This window comes from Nitrospinota bacterium, assembly GCA_035528715.1.
Classification (GTDB): Bacteria; JADFOP01; JADFOP01; order DATKYB01; family DATKYB01; genus DATKYB01.
The window spans coordinates 1-16,299 of the sequence record DATKYB010000019.1; the positions used below are offsets into that span (position 1 = coordinate 1).

Genomic DNA, 16,299 nt, shown 5'->3' on the forward strand with positions numbered 1-16,299 from the left:
TTAAAAGCACTTCCCCTTTATATCGATAGGCCTTTTTAATAAATCTGCTTTTTGGGTATTCTGAAATGATGATCTCGACAGAATCGAGCGCCTCTTTATAATTTTTTGATCCATACTGTTTTTCAAAATATCGGATGAGTATCTTTTCCCTTTTCGGGTAGTCCTTGTGATGTGTGATAATCTCTTTATAATATCCGAAGGCTTCTGATTCCTCTTTCTGCTTGAAATAAATATCGGCGATATAAGAAAGAACGTCTGGGACATATTTGCTCTGGGGATAATCTCCTAAAAATATTTTCAGCTCTTTCAGAGCAAGTTGATATATTCCATCCCTATAAAGGCCTTTTGCAAAGAGATATTGGTCTTCTTCTTTATTTTGAATTTTTTCAGTGGCATGGACTATAGAAAAGATAAAAATGAAGCTAAGAATAACTAAAAGATTTAAAGACAGCTTTAATCTATAACTATCCTTTCTCAAGAGAGATTCTCCCTACCTAGAACTGCTGATCCTATTACAGATAAAGAAACTATACAAAAACAGTTTTTAAATGGCAAGGGAAAATAGGAAAATTGGGTTTTAAGTTAAATTCAAATAGAAGCAAAAGCTATTTTATTTTAACGGCTAGTTCTTTCAGCCTTTCCACATAAGACATTGGTAATTTTGTTTTACCTATCAATATATCACTATTATAATTCCCATGACAATCTGAACCACCTGTAATGACGAGATCATATTTTTCTGCAATATTTAGATAGTGCTTTATATCTTCAGAGGTATGAGAAGGATGGTAGATCTCCAAACCCTTAAGACCAAACCTCATCATCTCTGGAATAAGATGATCTCTTCTTTGCAAACCAGGATGAGCAAAAACAGGTATACCTTTAGCTTTTAAAATAATATCGATGGCTTCTTTAAAACTCAGGGCATCTATTTCTATATAAGCTGGTTTACCATTTCCAATAAATCTATCAAAGGCCTCAAACAGAGAAGATACCCATCCCTCGTTTTTTAAGAAACGGGCAAGGTGCAGCCTCCCAACACAACCATCACCAGAAAATGCCATGAATCTATCCACATCTATATAAACCCCTAAATCTTTTAGTTTCTTTATCATTCGAAGCATCCTCTCTTCACGCAATTTTTTGATTTTAAGAATTTTCTTTTCTAAGTTCTTGTCTCTCCAATCAATAAAGTATCCTAATATATGAATATCTTCATTTCCCTCTGTAGCAGTAAGCTCAACAGAAGGAATAACCTCAATCCCATTCTTTTCTCCAGCTTTAAGCCCAGATTCAATTCCCATAATCGAATCATGATCAGTAATAGCTATAGCCTTCAAACCAATTTTTTTTGATCTCTCAACAACTTCTTCTGGTGAAGAGAGACCATCGGAGTATTTTGTGTGAAGATGGAGATCAGCGAATTCACTTTTCATAATAATCCAACTATTTCCAAGTAAAAAATGGAGCGGGCAACGGGATTCGAACCCGCGACACCAAGCTTGGGAAGCTTGTACTCTACCAACTGAGCTATGCCCGCTCAATTATCCGGTTCTTTAATTTTTATTTTATTATATAGTGACCATAAAAAAAATCAATTAAAATAGTTTATGATATGTTCTATAAGTATTGACGAATCTGATCAATTCCAAAAATTTCTTCTATATATTTCAAAGCCTCATTTCTATCAATTATTATTCCAGAACCTCTAGCCTCTTGAACCTCTCTTAATATTTCTCCAAAAATAGGTCCTGGTTTTATACCATATAAATTGATTAAGTCTTTACCTCTAATAAGAGGTTTCTCTTCGAATTTTATATATCGATTTAAATAATAATCAAATAACCTGTCTATAACTCCACTCACATCAGTATTATTCAAATCTCTGCCTTCTTTCAGAGTAGCCTTTGCATCAGCAAGGGCAATCAGACAGACTTCAACACCTTCTTTCCCAATATCTTTGAAAAACCGAAAAAAAGCTCTTTCTGAAAGCTTCTCGGCTTTACTCATATGAAGAGGTCTTAAATGATTTAATATTATTTTTTTGATACTATCTACTGAACGATTACTCATCTTCAATCCTAAACCAAAATTTTTCCCTATTTCTGCACCTACTTTTTCATGTTCAAAAAATCTTCTATTACCCTGATTATCCTCCGTCATTGTCTTTGGTTTTCCAATATCATGGAAGAGAGCGCAGAATTTTGCTATTTCTTTTTTAGAGATATTTGCCTCGACCTCTTCTTTGAGATGAACTTTTAGCCAATCAAAATAATGAGGAAACAAAAATTCGAGACTATCGAAAATCTCTTCTAAAAAAATCAAGGTATTGAGACTATGTTTCCACAGGTTGTATCTTTTCCCTTCACCTATAGATATATTCTCTAAGGACTTTATCTCTTGAAAAAGAAATTCTAAAAGGTTTAATTTATAGAGCTTTTGGATAAAATAACTGCTTTTGGGGGATAAAAATATCTTGAACAACTCTTCCTTTATCCTCTCAGGAGAAACTGTCTTTATAAGATGTGATTTAGCTTTGATGAATTTTTCAGTCCTTTCTTCTAAGTGAAAACCTAATGTTAAAAATCTGATACCTCTTAACAACCTTAGAGGATCATCTTCTAAAATTTTTTCATCTTTAACGCGTATAATCTTATTCTGAATATCTTTTATTCCCTCTGAAGGGTCAATAACTGAGACCCCCTTCTCTTCCAATATATCTTTTAATTTCACAGCAAGAGAGTTCACTGTAAAGTCTCTCAAAAGAAGATCTTCTTCAATCATGCCCTCTCTGAAACCAACAATATCAATCTGGACAAACTCTTCTCCCTTTTTCAGCACAACCCTGAATAGAGACCTCTTTTTATCCAAGCAGAAAAAAGAGCCTGAAATTCTTCTGGCCAACTCCTCTCCAAAAACCTTTACATCCCCTTCAACTGCAATATCCATTTCATTTTCTTTTACCATTCCCAGAATAAAATCCCTGACAATCCCTCCTACAAGATAGACTTCTTTCTTTAAATCCTTTGATAAGGAATCGATATCTTTCAAAAGAGAAGCTATCTTCAGACTGTTTAATATATCCTTAGAAAGGAGGGTAAAATTCCCCATAAAAACCTTTTTAAAATATATCCTATAATTCTTTATTTAATGATTACTGCTTTCAATCTTATCATAGAAAGATCACCTAACGCAGACAAAAAGAAAAAAAGAAAGAAATTATATAAAGATACAACTAAAAAATTAAATAAGAGAGAAAAAGACGTTTATTTAGAGATAAGTTTTTAAAGTTTGTGATGATCTGGATTGAAAATTAACGGAAACTTTAAAAATATTGAACTAAAGCAAGAAATCATCAATCACCCGCAATATTACCTTCCCCAGATTCTGCTATTTCACCAATTGGTCTGTAGTTTACTTTAATGTCTATTTTTTTCTTTTCCTGTCATATGTCTACTTCATCTACTCTACTCCCTTGGAAAATATATCCTATCTCTTTATTCCTTTTAGAGATGACTTTTATCGTTGGCTCTTTGGGATCAACGAATCCTTGAGTATCCATGAAATATTGATCCACAATCTGCTTAAGTGACCTTCTTCCTACTATTCTATCTCTGCTGTATTCGCCTGACGTTTCAACAGAGTAGTTTCCGAGAAAAAAGAGGAAGACCTCATCCAATTTTGACTTTTCTTCTCTATCAGGATCACGATTTACTATCTTCACAACATTAAATTTTCGTTTATAAAAAGAAAGTGATTTTATCTGATCTAGTTTTACCTCTTTCTGGCTGAGATAATCGGCAAAAGAAAAGACAGCTCTTGGGGTTATGAAAACCATCAAAAAAATTACCATTAAAAGAGCAAATTTCCCTAACTTAATTGAATAAAAATCTTTTAATGGTTGATGCATAAAAAGATCTCCTTTTTAACCCGATGAATTTATTTTATGGCCTTATGACTGCAAGGATATAGGCATCCAAATTTAAATATTTCTTGGCTATCAAGAGAACATCACCTGTAGTTACTTTTGATATCTTTTTGTAATATCTTTTAAATTCATCAAAACCCAATCCATAAATCTCATTAAAGCCCATATCAGCAGCCTGAGCAGAATACCTCTGCAAGCCAATCTCATAGTCTCCGATCAGGCTTTTCTTTGCCCTTTCAATTTCTTGAACACTAACTTCTCTCTCTACTATCTTTCTCAACTCTCTTTTAATCCCTTTGATGGCCTGTTCTTCTTTTTCAGGGCTGGTTGCTATATAAACACCGAAATATCCAGGTTCTATGCCAAGACGATTAAAAGATGTGACGGTATATGCCAAACTCTCTTTATCTCTGAGTTCAATAAACAATCTCCCTCCTTGACCTGAGAGAATAGAATTCAGAACCTCCAGAGGATATCTATCGGGGCCCTTCATAGATGTTCCCAAAAAACCAAGCATAATATGGGTCTGCTTTTTTTCTCTTCTCTTTGTTTTAACTCTTACCTTCTCAACGGTTTTCTCTTTAGGTATATGAGGGAAAATAAAATCATGAGATCTCCATTTCCCAAAAAGGGTCTCTACTTTCTTTATGACCTCATTGCTGTTTATATCTCCTACGATACTAAGGACCATATTGTTGGGAATAATGTACTTTTGATAAAACTCTTTCAGATCATTTCTGGAAAGATTCTTTACTGAATTTATCGTCCCGAGAGAAGTCATTCCATAGGGATGATTTTTGAAAAGAGTGCTATAAAATATCTTTGCGGTTGATTGTATAAGATTATCCTCTTCTCGCTGAATATTATAAATAATCTCCCTCCTCTTTTTCTCTAGTTCTTCATTATCAAAGCTTGGATTGAGAATGAGGTCAGCAAAGAGTTCTATCCCCTTATCAAAAAATTGGCTAAGGACGACTGCCTCAACTCCCAAACTGTTTCTTCCAGAAAAACCTGAAACACTTCCAGCAATCGACTCTATCTCATTTGCTATATCGAGAGAGCTCTTTGTTTTCGTCCCCTTTGTAAACATCTCAGCGACAAAATTACTCACCCCGTTATTTTCACTAACTTCAAAACGTACACCTCCCAAAAATACCCCTCTCATTGCTACAATAGGTACACCATGATTTTGTTTAATAAGCAGGGTTAAGCCGTTATCCAGTTTTTTCTTTATAATTTCACTTTCAGCTTGTTTGGATGGCCTTTTTTCAAGTTCTCCTTTAATGTCTTTTGTTATCCTTTTAATATCTTTTATGTCGATAAACTCCTTTGTATCCTTTGGAAGAAGAATCCCAACTGTCATGTTAGTATCTTTTAAATATTTTCCGGCAACCCTCATAATATCCTTTGCTGAAACCTTATCTATCTCCTCTATATATTTCTTTTGATAAGAGATATCACCAAATACCGCGTGAAAGAAACCAAGGCTTCTGGCCTGGCCCTGCATGGTTTCCTTCTTATATATAAAATCACTCTTCAAATTAATCTTTGCCTTTTTCAGTTCTCTAGAGGAAACACTTTCTTGTTTTAGCTTAAATAGTTCCTCTAAAATATTTTTAAGGGCGTCTTGAACTTTAGCTTTTTCCAAAGAGGCCTCAACTAAAAATATCCCTGGATCCTTTAAAGATAGGGCATATGAATAAATAGAGTTTGCAAGCTCTTTTTGTATCTTTACTCTTTGGAAAAGTCTGGAACTCTCTCCCTGCCCTAGAATTAAGGCAAGCACATCTAAAGCGTAGGTATCTTGATGTGTGGCTTCTGGAATATGAAATGCTAGACTCAGTCGGGCTTTTTTTACATCTCTTGAGAAAATAACATTCCTTAATTCGTCTTGTGTCGGCTCTAAGAGCCTTTCTCTTTCAGGAAGATAATCTTTTTTAAATCGACCAAAGGCATCTTTTACCTTTGGTATCAAAATATCTTTATCAAAGTCGCCTGTAACAACTAGAAACATATTCTCAGGGACATACCATCGATCAAAATACTCCAGCAGTTTTTTTCTGGTAAGGCTTTTTATGGTTTGTTCGTATCCAATAATAGGCTTTCCATAGGGATGAACTCTAAAACTCTTTGAAAAAAGCTTATCATGAAGTTCCCTCTCAGGAAGGTCTTTAGCCCTCTTAACCTCCTCCAATATGACATCTAGCTCTCTCTCTAATTCTTTAGGATCAAAAGTTGGATTGATGATCGCATCAGATAATATATCGAGAGCTGTATCAAGATATCTGCTGGCAATTACAATGTAATATATAGTATAGTCGTATGAGGTAGAGGCATTGATATTTCCTCCAGCAGCCTCAACCTCTTTGGCTATCTCACCAACTCCCCTTTTCTTTGTACCCTTAAAAAGCATGTGTTCATATACATGAGATAAACCTGCTTCTTTCTTCTTTTCATCAGCGCTTCCCACATTCACCCAAACATTAAGCGCTACAACAGGTGAAGAGTGATCCTCTAAGAGAATCACCTTCATCCCATTTTGCAAACCAAAGATGGAAGGATTTTCTCGATCGGTTTCTGCATCAGAATTCTTTAATAACAAAACGACGAATAGAAAAAGAAATATCGATATTTTAAAAATCTTCGACAAGAAATCCTCTCTCATTCAATTCTCCTTATAGATGACAAATCATAACTCTTTCTTTTCTGGTTTTAACCTCTCCAGTCTTCATAGTATATCCTATCGACACCAGAGCCTTCTTTTGACGATGAAACTACCAAAAACAATAACAAGAAGAATACTGATAACCTGGGCCATTCGAAAGTTTCCTATCATTAAACTATCAGCCCTGAAAAAACTAACAAAAAAGCGTCCAATTGAATAAAGGATGATATATAATGAAAACAAGAATCCCTTTTTATATTCTCTTTTTCTGATTCCCCAAAGAGTAAGGAAAATCGTAAAATTTAAAACCATCTCATATAACATCGTAGGATGAAGAGGAACAGAGCCGAACTGGGCCCCAGCAATACTTGTCGGAGGGAATACGATACCCCAAGGCATGTCTGTGGGAATTCCATGGGCATCCCCGTTCATAAAATTTCCAAAGCGACCAAAGGTTTGTCCTAAAATGATTGCCGGTGCTACTGAATCTGCCATTTCCCAAAAAGACAGATTATGCCTTTTACAAAACAGGATGCCAGCAATAAAACCTCCGATTAACCCGCCATGGATTGCCAAGCCACCGTGCCAAACTGCAAGTATCTCTTTTAGATTCCTGCTATAAAAACTCCAATTAAATATAACATAGTATATTCTGGCACCCAATATCCCCATAATAATCAAAAAAAGAACGGAATTAACTATATTGTCTTCTGTAAGAGCTATGCCTTTTCGTTTAACTTCTTTTTTTATAAGGAAAATCCCAACTAATATAGAGACGACATACATTAAGCCATAATACCTCACCGCTATTGGACCAAACTCAAAAAGAATAGGGTGCATAGCTTCCCTTCTTAAAAAAATAAAACATTAATTTACGTCTATATAATATATAATAAAAGGGTATTATAAAAATTCAAGATTTTTGCTTTTAAAAATAAAAACGATCATAATCCTTTATTATTTTCAGATAATTGATTTAAAAATTTATAGGCTTTAGGAGATCTTCCCAAATGGACCTCTATGTAGGTGTTTATCAGCCTGCTTAATTCTCTGTTTAATTCAAGGTTTAATTTTAATCTTGTTACTCTCTCCAAATCCACAGCCATGGCCTTTTTTATAAAATTCAACACGCCAGGTGTTATTTTCAAAACATCTTGACTGTCTTTCGAACATCTATCACAAAGAATACCCCCAAAAAGATAACTGAACTTAAAACTATCTTTATCTTGTACAAGATGGTTACACTTTACACATTGATCAAGCCTTGGCCTATAGCCAATAAGAGACAAGATGCGTATTTCGAAAATTCGAAGAAGGGCATCAATTCTCTCTAACCCAGAGGCCTCAATTGAAGAAATAATACGGGTCATTAAATCAAATATATTTTTATTTCTCTGTCTTTCTTTCAGAACTAAATCAATCAGCTCAACAATATAAAGACCTCTGCTTAATCTCTCAAAGTCTTCCCTTATTTTATGAAAAGAGATGATCGTTTCGCATGAATTTATATTTACTAAGCCTTTGTTCTCTCTGTCAAAATATATCAAATTTACCAAATTTAATGGTTGAATATCCCCGCCGTATCTGCTTTTTATCCTTCTGGCCCCTTTTATAACTCCACTTATCTTTCCATATCTCTCGGTAAAAAATTTAACGATTTTATCTGCCTCTCCCAGATTTCTACTTCTTAAGACCACTCCTCTTGAGCGAAATATTGGCATACGATACCCTTTAGTGATATCCAAATTCTTTTAATGATTTATCATCTTTTCTCCAGTCTTTCCTTACCTTCACCCATAGATTGAGATATACTCTATTTCCAAAAAATCTTTCAATCTCTTCCCTTGCATCCTTGCCAATCTTCTTCAACATCTTTCCACCCTTTCCAATAATTATACCCTTTTGGGATTCCTTTTCTACAAATATAACAGACTCGATTACCATCATTTCACCCTTCATCTCTAAACTTTCAACGATGATGGCAACGGCATATGGAATCTCTTGTTTTGTAGAACTGATTACCTTTTCTCTGATCAATTCTGCTACAATGAAAGACTCTGGCCTGTCAGTCAACATATCATCGGGAAAATACTGAGGCCCAGGGGCTAAATTTTCATCAATTTTTTTTAGCAATCTCTCTAAATTTTCTCCTGTTAGAGCAGAAACAGGTATAATATCTCTAAAAAAAGAAAAGATCTCTTTGTAAAGACTGATTATTGATGAAATGTCCTTTTTCCCTAATAAATCTATTTTATTTAATACTAGAAAAACGGGGGTATCAATCTTTTCCAATCTCTTAAGAACATCTCTGTCAATATCCCCTGCTTCAGCTTTATCATCGATAACGAATAATATGATGTCGACCTCTTGATAAGAGGCTAAAGCAATCTTTGTCATAGATCGATTCAATTTTGATCGAGCCATATGGATGCCAGGAGTATCCAAAAAAATCATTTGGGAATTTGTTAAATTTCTAATCCCGATAATCTTATTTCTGGTAGTCTGAGGTTTTTCTGAAATGATTGAGAGTTTTCTACCCACTAATTTATTCAATAATTCTGACTTTCCAACATTTGGTCTACCAATTATGGATATAAACCCAGATTTATAAACCTTCTCTTCCAAACAATTTCCTCCAATATAAAAACTCTCGATTTGATTTTGGTTTGGTTTCCTTAACCATAACAAATATCAATTATTTAAACAAGTCGATTAAATCTACACAATCTACTAAAACTATCAAATAGCAGAAATTCTGTCACAAAACAGTCACAACATTAACAAAAGGTTTCCGGGATAAAAAGGAGTTTCTGAAATGAAAAGACTTTCCAATTATTTAGTCTTCCTTGAACCAAGAAGAGATTACACTTTTACAATCTAAAAGAAACCCAAAAACATGTAAAAGTAGAACCGCAGCTAAAATTTTTATTGATACTGTTTGCATTTCGAATATCATAATTAAGACCAAAGCAAAGGCAAGAGAAATGAAGAACGAGAAAACATGAAAAAAGATCATTTCATCTTTTCCAATTTCAGGTTCTTTAGATAAATTAAAAATCTTCTTTTCACATTTATTCTTTTGCTCACGATATGTATGTAAATCTTTCCTATAATTTCTAATAAATAATAAACCACCAAAATAAATAACAAAACATATAACCAAAATTAGTATTCTCCACCAATTTTCAAGTTTATCAGAAAATAAAGCTATTAAAAAACCGACAAGTGACGTCATACAAAAAAAGAATACTCTCCATTGTTGTGATTTAGCAAATTGAATATCTTGAACTTTTATTGGATAAAGTATTTTTGCCTCATCTTCTGTTAAATTGTCATAATCTATTTTTTCTTTTTGTGGCTTTTCATTCATTTTAAAAACCTTTTTAGGATAAGAAAATAATATCAATCTTTATCAAACAATTTATGCAAAAATATAAGCTATTGTCAATAAAAGGAATAAAAAAATTTGAAGTGGTTAGAAAACTATCACAATTTTATCACAATAAAATAAAGCCCTTGATTTAAACCTAATTCAATCAAGGGCATACAAAAAAACTCTTGGTCCTTTATGGACCAAGAGTTTTATAATGTTTTCTACTTCTTTCGAATAGATAAAAGTTTAAAAAAATTCTGTCTTTGTTAAACTGAAATCAAAAATCTTCTTATTCTTCCGAGAAACCTCTCATTTCAGAATATTTCAATACCTTACTATCCCATAAAGACCATGGGCCTCTTGTCTTAGCGAATTTTACTGCATCTTCTTTTTCTTTATAAGGGTTATCACGTGAAATCGTTAGATTCTGACCAGGAAAAACCAAATCAGGATCTTTTATCTGATTTTTATTGGCCTTATATATCAATGGCCATTGCAAAGGATTATTATAAACATCTTTATATTCAGAGATTACCCAAAGGCTTTCACCTTTTACTACATTATGGCTTGTAGGCATAGGGGATATCATAGCTCCTTCTGTTACTGGTTTTGCAGGCATAGGAGCAGGAGGGGCTTTTTTAGCCTTTTCAGCCTTTTCTATAGCCCGTTCCTCCTCAGTACCAAAAACCAGATCACCAGGCTTCTTAGGACAACCATAAAGGATAAAAACTGTTAGAATAGCCACAATTGAAACCATTACTAAAACAGAATTTGAAAGATATTTCTTCACCTGCTACACCTCCCTCTTTTTAAGTTAGGTATTAAAAGAAGAATTTTCTTCAAAATACCATGATTTAGTATATTTGTCAAGCTAATTTCTCGGGCCTATTTAATAGAAAAACTATTGATGGAGCTTGAGTTTTAAACTGAGTTCGCTGAGTTGCTTATTATCTACTGGAGACGGAGCATTTGTCAAAAGACACGTTGCTTTTTGAGTCTTTGGGAAAGAAATTACATCTCTGATTGCTCTGGATTCAGACAGGATCATAAGAAGTCTATCTAGACCTAATGCGATTCCTCCATGAGGTGGTGCACCATACTCTAAAGCCTCCAGTAAAAAACCAAATTTCTCTTCTGCCTCATCTTTTCTAATCCCGAGGCATTTAAACATCATATCTTGAATTTCTTTTTGATGTATTCTTATACTCCCCCCTCCTATCTCCTGACCATTGAGAACCAAATCATATGCTTTTGCTCTTATCTTTGACGGGTCTTCGTTGAGAAGGGAAATATCTTCATCTACAGGTGATGTGAAGGGATGGTGCATAGCAACAAATCTCTTTTCCTCCTGGTCATATTCCAAAAGGGGAAAATCTGTTACCCATTCAAAATTGTATTGCTTCTTATCTATCAATTTAAGCTTCTCAGCCAAAAATATACGCAGTTTGCCTAAAATTTCTGATACAAACGGAGTCCTATCCGCAACCATAAAGAAGATATCTCCCTCTTCTCCCTTTAGCATTGAAGATATAGAATTTAATTCCTCCTCTTTAAAAAATTTAGCGACAGGAGAATTGATAGTTCCTTTTTCAATTTTACACCATGCTAATCCTTTGCCACCAAGAGTTTTAGCAAGTTCTGTGAGTTCATCCAATTCTTTACGAGAAAAATAAGAACATCCCTTTACATTAACTCCTTTTACCTTTCCCCCTTCTTTAACCACATCTTTAAAAACTTTAAAACTTGAACCGCTAAAAACTTCTGTTATATCAACCAACTCTAATCCATATCTCGTATCAGGCTTATCAGTTCCATATTTCTCTATAGCTTCTTGATAACTTATTCTTGGAAAAGGTATAGTGATTTTTTTTCCTTTAACCTCTTTGAATATTTGAAACATCATTCTTTCAATTACATCAAAGATATCCTCAGGATTGACAAAGGACATCTCCATATCTATCTGAGTAAATTCAGGTTGTCGATCTGCCCTCAAATCTTCGTCCCTAAAACATTTTACAATCTGAAAATATTTATCATAACCAGAAATCATCAACAACTGCTTGAATATTTGGGGGGACTGAGGTAAGGCATAAAATCTGCCTGGATTAACCCTGCTAGGAACAAGATAATCCCTGGCACCTTCAGGGGTACTCTTTGTTAAAAAGGGGGTTTCAATTTCAATAAACCCCTCATCATCGTAAAAATCCCTGATCGTTTTTGCTGTCTTATATCTTAACTTCATGTTTCTCTGTAAAGGAGCTCTTCTAAGGTCCAAATATCTATATCTCAACCTCACATTTTCTGTCAGCTCTTCTTCATCCTCAATAGAGATTGAAAAGGGTAATGTCTTTGCTGTATTTAATATCTTTAACTCTTTAATATTAACCTCAATTTCTCCGGTTAGAAGTTCTTTATTTATTGTCCCAGGAGGTCTTTCAGCAACACTTCCAAAAATAGCTATAACATATTCATTCCTGAGACTTTTTGCTTTCTTGAAAGCTTCTTTACTAATATCAGGATCAAATACGATCTGTGTAATCCCTTCTCTATCTCTTAAGTCAACAAATATCAATCCTCCATGATCTCGTCTCCTATGGACCCATCCCATAAGAATTACTTCAGTGCCAATATTCTTTTTGTTCAACTCCCCACAGGAATGGGTTCTCTTTAAACCAGCTAAACCTTTTTCCATCTCTGAGCCTTTTTAGATTCTGTAAATATCTCTAAAATAAGTATTTATTAAATTAACCGAATTATTATATATTAGAGTCATCATTAGTCAAGAACTTTCTATTTTCTTCTCCTATTTCCGATCCTTTATAAAATTGAATAAGTCTATATATTGTGCTATCTTTCATCTCAAATCTTAAGATTATCATTTAAGCATAAAAGAAAATCTTATGAAAAAAAATATTATCGCTCTATTTCTATCTTTTTCTCTCTTGCTTATTTTCTCGTGTATTTCCATTACTTATGCTCAAAATACTAAAGAAGATTCCTCTAAACTTGAAAAAGCCATGAAAAAGATGATAGAAAATGATCTAAAGGGAAGAGGAATAACCGATCAAAGGGTCTTGACTGCGATGAAAAGGGTCTTAAGGCATAACTTTGTCGATAAAAAATTCAGGGACGTCGCCTATTCAGATCATCCCTTACCCATTGATGAAGGCCAGACCATATCTCAACCTTATGTAGTTGCCCTTATGACAGAGTCTCTTAGAATTAAAAAGGGAGAAAAGGTTCTTGAAATAGGAACTGGCTCAGGATATCAGGCAGCTGTTCTTGGAGAAATAACAGACAAGGTTTACACCATTGAGATTCGAGAAAGACTGACAAAAAGAGCAAAAGAAACATTAATAAAAGAAGGCTATGAGAGTATAAAAGTAAAACATGGGGATGGATATTTTGGATGGAGGGAATATGCTCCCTTTGATGCTATTATGATAACTGCCGCAGCAAACCATGTTCCACCAACACTTTTAAATCAATTGAAAGAGGGAGGCCGACTTATCATACCTTTAGGAAGCACCACATATTTTCAAACATTGACATTAATCGAAAAAAAGAAAGGGGATTTTTTGACTACTCATATTACAGGGGTTCGTTTTGTGCCGATGACAGGGGAAATACTAAAAAGAAAGTAGTATCGTATCCCACCTTTTACAAGAGGGACATTTCCAAAAAACCTCTTGAGATGTAAAACCACACTCTTTACATTTATAGATATTTTTCTTATCTTTCAAGACATCTAAAGGAACATGGTAATCTCTATCTGATTCAGCAGTGGATATCTTGAGAATGCAGGCATAGGCTTCAGTTATATGAGGGTTAATCTCAATAACCTTTTGAAATTCTCCTGTCGCTTGTTTTAACATATTTTTCCTTAAAAAAAACTTACCTAAAAGGAGATGCAGATTTGCATTTTTAGGATCTTTTTTGAGATAATTTTTATATAAGAGTTCTAGTTCATCGGATTTTTCTAATTCAAAAAAAACTCTTTCTATTTTAGAAGAGACCAAAGGCAAAAAATTATGATCTACCTCACCTACTCTTTTCCACAAAGAAAGAGCCTTTCTCTTTCTGCCTTGATTAAAGAAAACATCTCCCAAGCTGATGAGGGCATAAATACAATTTTTGTCAAGGGATAAAGCTTGTTTAAAATATCGAATAGCTCCTTTTATATCTCCTTGAGAAAGCATATCTTTCCCTGTCTCTATCTTGATATAGATTAACTCCTTAGTATCTTTTATCCCTTCCATCTTCAAGACTGTTTTCTGAATATTATAGGCATTATTCCAGTCCTTTAAATCTTTATAAAGTCTTCCTAATTGTAGATATGCCTTTATATTTTTTCTGTCTAGGTCAATAACCTGATTGAAATATTGGACCGCCTTATTAAAATTGCCTAAAAGTCTGTAATTAATCCCCAATTCTGATAATAAACGAATTCTTAAATTCTTATCTAATCTGTTTTTTAATAATAGGCTTTTATTTAACCTGATGGCTTTTGTTGTTTCTCCCTTTTCTCTCAACAATCGAGCTATCTCCAGATATATCTCATCTGAATGAGGACTGATTTTAACTAATTTTCGTAACTCCTTAATGGCACTGTCTTTATCATCTTTATAAAAAAGATTAATACTCTTTCTGAAAAAAAGATTCTCTTTTTCTAGTCTCCTTATTTTCCTCTTTTCTTTTCGAGATAAAGAATTTCTTAGGAGCATTAATACAATACAGATAATTGAAAAGATCGTGATTAATGATAGGAGGGATAAAGGAGCCTGATTTTTAAAAATGAAATAATAATGGGAGAAATAAGACATATAGCCTCAAAATCACACTAAGATTCTTTACTGTTAAATTTATCTGGTCCTTCGGAAAGGAGATTTGTATCTTTTTTATTGCTTAAGGATTCTTCTATGGGCAGATTTCTGAGGCTGACCAATTCCTTTTCTATTTCTCTTATCTTCTTGTCCTTTTTTTTAATACTATATTTTAATTTCATTCTTTCAAATAAGTTAATGATCCATACGAAAACAGCTCCGAGAAACAGTCCTAATAGGATAACTAAAAAAAGTGGAACCTCTGGAGACTCAAGATTAAAATAATAATAGAGCTTAGTTGGTGTGTTATTTTTAACGGCAAAGGTTACTAACAAAATCATAATTATTAAACCCAGGATAAATTTTAGTGATGGCAACATAACAGTTCTTCCTTATTAAGGTTATAATTTAATTTTTTTAAATAATGGAAATAACTTTCTATATGTGGTATGAAGATGCTCTGGAAATACTTTTATCTCTGCAAGCATAGGCATAAAATTTGTATCTCCTGCCCAACGGGGAACAACATGAACATGCATATGTTCTTCAACACCAGCCCCAGCAATCTTACCCTCATTAACACCTATATTGAATCCGTCTGGCTTAAAGGTCTTTCTGAGGATTTCAATACTCTTTTGAACAATCAAGGCTACTTCAAAAATCTCTTCACTCTTTAGTTTGGTAAAAGAAGATACATGTCTATAAGGAGCAATCATAATATGGCTATAGGCATATGGAAATATATTTAAGATAACAAAAGATAAACAACCTTTATAAAGAATGTAATTTTTTCTATCGCTTTTCATCTTTGGCTTTTCACAAAAAATACATTCTTTAGATTCACTATCCTCAATATACTCCATTCTCCATGGAGCCCATATTCTCTTCACAAATATTATCCTCTCTTAAAAACTTTTATAAAATATTCCTCAATATTTTCTGTTCTTGATCCTTCATCCTTTTAGCATATTCATCAGAATCTTCATGATGATAACCTAATAAATGCAAAATTCCATGAACGATTAATATCAAAACTTCATCTATGATATCATGCCCTCTTTCATTCGCCTGATTTGATGCTGTCTCCAAGGATATGATAATATCGCCCAATAACCATCTATTGACCTCTGCTCCCTCACCTTCTCCCATTGAAAAAGAAAGAACATCAGTAGAATTGTCAATCCCTCTATATTGTTTGTTTAATTTTTGAATTTCCTTATCGTCAACAAGTAGGATGCTCAATTCACTCTCGTTACAACCTAAATCTTCGAGAACTTTCTTTGTCTTCTTTTCTATTAAATCTATATCTATCTCTATCCTTTTTTGCTGATTCTTTATTAATATCTCCATTAATCACTCCAACAGGAGGAGCATAAAAGCTGCTAACAGAAGCCATTTTGATATCTGAGATTTTAAAAGATGGTCCGAAAAGTCTTTTCTATAAGAAACAGAAGCCTTTTTGGGTTTTATTTTCAAAATCTTAATTTTCTTTCTCTTTTCGTTATCCATC

General features: G+C 33.6%; 16 protein-coding genes and 1 tRNA gene. 1 reads left to right on the forward strand and 16 read right to left on the reverse strand.

Annotated features, from left to right (window positions below):
* The 12 genes from VMW81_01240 to aspS all read right to left on the reverse strand — a co-directional run.
* Positions 1-478 (reverse strand): tetratricopeptide repeat protein (locus tag VMW81_01240; protein ID HUU49565.1); only part of this gene is annotated, 478 nt, incomplete at its 3' end.
* A 127-nt stretch (positions 479-605) separates the two neighbouring features.
* Complete coding sequence (locus VMW81_01245; protein HUU49566.1) at positions 606-1,436, reverse strand: PHP domain-containing protein; 831 nt, start codon at positions 1,434-1,436, stop codon at positions 606-608.
* Positions 1,437-1,464: 28 nt separating this feature from the next.
* Positions 1,465-1,540, reverse strand: a tRNA-Gly gene (locus VMW81_01250).
* An 80-nt stretch (positions 1,541-1,620) separates the two neighbouring features.
* Positions 1,621-3,111: an HD domain-containing protein gene (locus tag VMW81_01255; GenBank protein HUU49567.1), complete on the reverse strand. Its 1,491-nt coding sequence runs from the start codon at positions 3,109-3,111 to the stop codon at positions 1,621-1,623.
* 334 nt (positions 3,112-3,445) lie between these two features.
* Entirely contained in the window at positions 3,446-3,910 is a 465-nt protein-coding gene (locus tag VMW81_01260; GenBank protein HUU49568.1) for a hypothetical protein, read from the reverse strand.
* Between the two features lie 34 nt (positions 3,911-3,944).
* On the reverse strand, positions 3,945-6,593 hold the full coding sequence (locus VMW81_01265; protein HUU49569.1) for a pitrilysin family protein: 2,649 nt from the start codon (positions 6,591-6,593) through the stop codon (positions 3,945-3,947).
* Between the two features lie 75 nt (positions 6,594-6,668).
* Positions 6,669-7,433, reverse strand: a complete 765-nt coding sequence (lgt, locus tag VMW81_01270; GenBank protein HUU49570.1) for a prolipoprotein diacylglyceryl transferase — start codon at positions 7,431-7,433, stop codon at positions 6,669-6,671.
* Positions 7,434-7,537: 104 nt separating this feature from the next.
* Positions 7,538-8,314 (reverse strand): DNA repair protein RecO, encoded by a 777-nt coding sequence (gene recO / locus VMW81_01275; protein HUU49571.1) that lies wholly within the window; start codon positions 8,312-8,314, stop codon positions 7,538-7,540.
* 10 nt (positions 8,315-8,324) lie between these two features.
* Positions 8,325-9,218, reverse strand: coding sequence for a GTPase Era (era, locus tag VMW81_01280; GenBank protein HUU49572.1), 894 nt, complete (start codon positions 9,216-9,218; stop codon positions 8,325-8,327).
* A gap of 211 nt (positions 9,219-9,429) precedes the next feature.
* Positions 9,430-9,963: a hypothetical protein gene (locus VMW81_01285; GenBank protein HUU49573.1), complete on the reverse strand. Its 534-nt coding sequence runs from the start codon at positions 9,961-9,963 to the stop codon at positions 9,430-9,432.
* Between the two features lie 292 nt (positions 9,964-10,255).
* Positions 10,256-10,756: a peptidoglycan-binding protein gene (locus VMW81_01290; GenBank protein HUU49574.1), complete on the reverse strand. Its 501-nt coding sequence runs from the start codon at positions 10,754-10,756 to the stop codon at positions 10,256-10,258.
* 111 nt (positions 10,757-10,867) lie between these two features.
* Entirely contained in the window at positions 10,868-12,658 is a 1,791-nt protein-coding gene (gene aspS, locus VMW81_01295) for an aspartate--tRNA ligase (protein HUU49575.1), read from the reverse strand.
* 208 nt (positions 12,659-12,866) lie between these two features.
* On the opposite strand from aspS, the gene VMW81_01300 reads away from it, so the two are divergent.
* Complete coding sequence (locus VMW81_01300) at positions 12,867-13,610, forward strand: protein-L-isoaspartate(D-aspartate) O-methyltransferase (protein ID HUU49576.1); 744 nt, start codon at positions 12,867-12,869, stop codon at positions 13,608-13,610.
* Here VMW81_01300 and VMW81_01305 read toward each other — a convergent pair.
* Genes VMW81_01305 through ybeY form a run of 4 tightly spaced genes read right to left on the reverse strand, consistent with a single transcriptional unit; the run spans position 13,596 to position 16,139 of the window.
* On the reverse strand, positions 13,596-14,789 hold the full coding sequence (locus VMW81_01305; GenBank protein HUU49577.1) for a tetratricopeptide repeat protein: 1,194 nt from the start codon (positions 14,787-14,789) through the stop codon (positions 13,596-13,598). The genes VMW81_01300 and VMW81_01305 overlap by 15 nt on opposite strands.
* Positions 14,790-14,806: 17 nt before the next feature.
* A complete protein-coding gene (locus VMW81_01310) occupies positions 14,807-15,169 on the reverse strand; it encodes a LapA family protein (GenBank protein HUU49578.1) in 363 nt (120 codons plus the stop codon).
* Positions 15,170-15,190: 21 nt separating this feature from the next.
* On the reverse strand, positions 15,191-15,679 hold the full coding sequence (locus VMW81_01315) for an HIT domain-containing protein (protein ID HUU49579.1): 489 nt from the start codon (positions 15,677-15,679) through the stop codon (positions 15,191-15,193).
* A gap of 25 nt (positions 15,680-15,704) precedes the next feature.
* Positions 15,705-16,139: an rRNA maturation RNase YbeY gene (gene ybeY, locus VMW81_01320; protein HUU49580.1), complete on the reverse strand. Its 435-nt coding sequence runs from the start codon at positions 16,137-16,139 to the stop codon at positions 15,705-15,707.
* Between the last annotated feature and the right edge of the window lie 160 nt (positions 16,140-16,299).

Coding starts and splice junctions, on each gene's coding strand:
- VMW81_01245 (HUU49566.1), bottom strand. CDS start 1,436: ATGAAAAGTGAATTCGCTGATCTCCATCTTCACACAAAATACTCCGAT.
- VMW81_01255 (HUU49567.1), bottom strand. CDS start 3,111: ATGGGGAATTTTACCCTCCTTTCTAAGGATATATTAAACAGTCTGAAG.
- VMW81_01260 (HUU49568.1), bottom strand. CDS start 3,910: ATGCATCAACCATTAAAAGATTTTTATTCAATTAAGTTAGGGAAATTT.
- VMW81_01265 (HUU49569.1), bottom strand. CDS start 6,593: ATGAGAGAGGATTTCTTGTCGAAGATTTTTAAAATATCGATATTTCTT.
- lgt (HUU49570.1), bottom strand. CDS start 7,433: ATGCACCCTATTCTTTTTGAGTTTGGTCCAATAGCGGTGAGGTATTAT.
- recO (HUU49571.1), bottom strand. CDS start 8,314: ATGCCAATATTTCGCTCAAGAGGAGTGGTCTTAAGAAGTAGAAATCTG.
- VMW81_01285 (HUU49573.1), bottom strand. CDS start 9,963: ATGAATGAAAAGCCACAAAAAGAAAAAATAGATTATGACAATTTAACA.
- aspS (HUU49575.1), bottom strand. CDS start 12,658: ATGGAAAAAGGTTTAGCTGGTTTAAAGAGAACCCATTCCTGTGGGGAG.
- VMW81_01300 (HUU49576.1), top strand. CDS start 12,867: ATGAAAAAAAATATTATCGCTCTATTTCTATCTTTTTCTCTCTTGCTT.
- VMW81_01305 (HUU49577.1), bottom strand. CDS start 14,789: ATGTCTTATTTCTCCCATTATTATTTCATTTTTAAAAATCAGGCTCCT.
- VMW81_01310 (HUU49578.1), bottom strand. CDS start 15,169: ATGTTGCCATCACTAAAATTTATCCTGGGTTTAATAATTATGATTTTG.
- ybeY (HUU49580.1), bottom strand. CDS start 16,139: ATGGAGATATTAATAAAGAATCAGCAAAAAAGGATAGAGATAGATATA.